The following is a 2,599-nucleotide window of genomic DNA, read 5'->3' as shown; positions in this document are numbered from 1 at the left end:
GCGTCGGGCAGGCAAGTTGGCGTGAACGTGTTGAATTGCAGCCCTGGCGGGGGAGTTGGCCTGTGGTTGCCCTGTGTCGCAGGGGGCCGGGTCCGGAGGTGCTGCTGTCACTCTTGCCGCTGATACATGGATTGTTGTACCCATTATGCACACGGCGTACCGGGCGTCAGGGCCCCAGTTATTTGTGGGACAGGACACTAGTCCTGCGGTGCCGTACCCAACCGAGCCTTGGCATCTTTCCATCGCAATTCGAGCTGCCGGTACTCGGTCAAGGCCTCGCGCCGGGTGGCCGCTTCGGCGATCAGGTGCTTCATCTGCTCGCCCAATTCGCGGATCAGCACGGTGTCCATCGCCCGCCGCAAATCGGCCGGCGTCGCGCCCGGGTCGGCGTCTCCGTCGGCCAGCGTGCGTGCCTCGCCGTCGAGGCTGTCGTCGGCCTCCAGCGCTTCGCGGATCACCGCCCAGGGCCTCACCCCATGCTCGGCGAGTTCGCGCTCCAGCCAGGCGATGAGGGCCCCGTGCGGTGCCGGCAGCTGGTGCAGCAGGTCGTGCTCGTCCGCGGGCAGATCGTTCCACCAGCCCGGCTGGCCGAACAGCATCTGCACGACGCGGTCTTCGGGCCGCTTGGGCGGCTGGCGGCGGCCCTGCGGGCGCGGCAGGCCGTCGTCGTCCTCGTCGCGGCGTTTCCAGCGGCCCTTGCGCTCGCCGCCGCTGAAGGATCGGCGCGGCTGGGCTTCGCCAGCGCTCTCGCCGCCGTCGTCGCGGTCACGGTCGCGGCTGCGGGTGCCGCCCAACTGCCACAGGCGCGCCAGCTCCTCAGCCGGCAAGCCGCCGCGAATCGCCAGTTCGCTCAGCAGCTGCAGGCGCAGAGCGCCCTCGGGCAGCACCTGCCACAGCGGCTTGGCCTGAGACAGCATGCGAGAGCGGCCCTCGACCGTGGTCAGGTCGCAGTCGGCGGCCGCGTGGTCCAGCAACTGGCGCGACAGCGGCACCGCATTGCGCACGAAGCTCTCGAACGCCTCGGCGCCGTACTCGCGCACGTAGCTGTCCGGGTCGTGCTCGGGCGGCAGGAACAGGAAGCGGAAGCTGCGCGTGTCGGTGGCGTGGGGCAGGGCAGCTTCGAGGGCGCGGCCAGCGGCGCGGCGCCCAGCGGCGTCGCCATCGAAACTGAAAACCACCTGCTCGGTGAAGCGCAGCAGCTTGTGCACGTGGTCGGCCGTGCAGGCGGTGCCGAGCGTGGCCACGGCGTTGGGAAAGCCCAATTGCGCCAGTGCGACCACGTCCATGTAGCCTTCGGTGACCAGCGCATAACCCTTGCTGCGCAGGCCGGCGCGGCATTCGTACAGCCCGTACAACTCGCGGCCTTTGACGAAGATCGGGGTTTCCGGCGAGTTCAGGTATTTCGGCTCGCCCTTGTCCAGCACCCGGCCGCCGAAGGCGATGGTCTCGCCCTTGACGTTGCGGATCGGGAACATGATCCGGTCGCGGAAACGGTCGTAGCGCTTCTGCTCGGCCTCGTCTTCCCCCTGCACGATGACCATGCCGGACTCGGCCAGTGTCGGGTCGTCGTAACGCGGGAAGACGTTGGCCAGCGTGCGCCAGCCTTCGGGCGCATAACCCAGGCCAAAGCGTGCGGCGATCTCGCCGGTCAGGCCGCGGCCCTTCAGGTAGCCGACGGCCCGCTGGTTACCTTTCAGCTGGCGGCGGTAATGCTCGGCCGCCTTTTCCAACACATCGATCAAGGTGACTTGCTGCTCGCGCGCTTGCGCGGCCTGGGCTTGTTCCTGCGGGCTGGCCTCGTCTTCGGGTACCACCAGGCCGGTCTCTTGCGCGAGGTCCTTCACCGCCTCGACAAAGCTCATGCCGTGGTGCTCGGTGAGGAAGCGGATCGCGTCGCCGTGCACACCGCAGCCGAAGCAGTGGTAGGTCTGGCGCGACGGGCTGACGATGAAGCTGGGCGACTTCTCGCCGTGGAAAGGGCACAGGCCCTTGTAGTTGATGCCGGCCTTCTTCAACTCGACATGGCGACCCACCACACCGACCACATCGACGCGGGCCAGCAGTTCCTGGATGAAGCCGGTTGGGATCACGGGGTGGGTTCGAGCGAAAGCGGGGTCAAAGGGGGCGCAGGGTGGGGCGGAAACGACATCGGGGCAGCCGAAGCTGCCCCGATGCGGGAAGGCAATCTTCGCACAGCGCCGGCCCTGGCCGGCACCGGCGTTGCGCTCAAAAAGAGGTCAGATGGCGAAGTCGTCGAGCGACTTGCCGCTGCCCAGCGCCGCCTGCAGCCACTTGGGCTTCAGGCCGCGGCCGGTCCAGGATTGGCCGCTGGCCGGGTCTCGATACTTCGGGGCAACCTTTTTGGCACCTTCGGCCTTGGCGGCGACGGGCGCTTTGCCGGCCAGGTCGGCAGCGGTCAGGCCATATTCAGCCATCAAGGCCTTGACCTTGGCGATGGCATCAGCCTTGGCCGAGCGCTGGGCCTCGGCAATCCTCTTTTCGAGGGTCGCCTTTTGTGCCAGCAATTCTTGAATCGATTCCATGCGAAAGCTCCTGAGATACCCGGGGGACGGCGGCATGATATCGCAGGACTTGGCGC

At 67.7% G+C, this 2,599-nt stretch carries 2 protein-coding genes; both read right to left on the bottom strand.

The genetic code is table 11. The annotated features are described in order from the left end of the window. Window positions 1–197 precede the first annotated feature (197 nt). Window positions 198–2,090 (bottom strand): DNA primase, encoded by a 1,893-nt coding sequence (gene dnaG, locus AC1DYI_RS32285; RefSeq protein WP_477208199.1) that lies wholly within the window; start codon window positions 2,088–2,090, stop codon window positions 198–200. Between the two features lie 147 nt (window positions 2,091–2,237). Then, window positions 2,238–2,599 (bottom strand): H-NS histone family protein (locus tag AC1DYI_RS32280; RefSeq protein ID WP_477208198.1); only part of this gene is annotated, 362 nt, incomplete at its 5' end.

This window comes from Ideonella sp. P3_A4, from assembly GCF_056403075.1.
The sequence above is the reverse complement of the archived record's forward strand: the minus strand, read 5'-3'. Positions and strand labels throughout refer to the sequence as shown.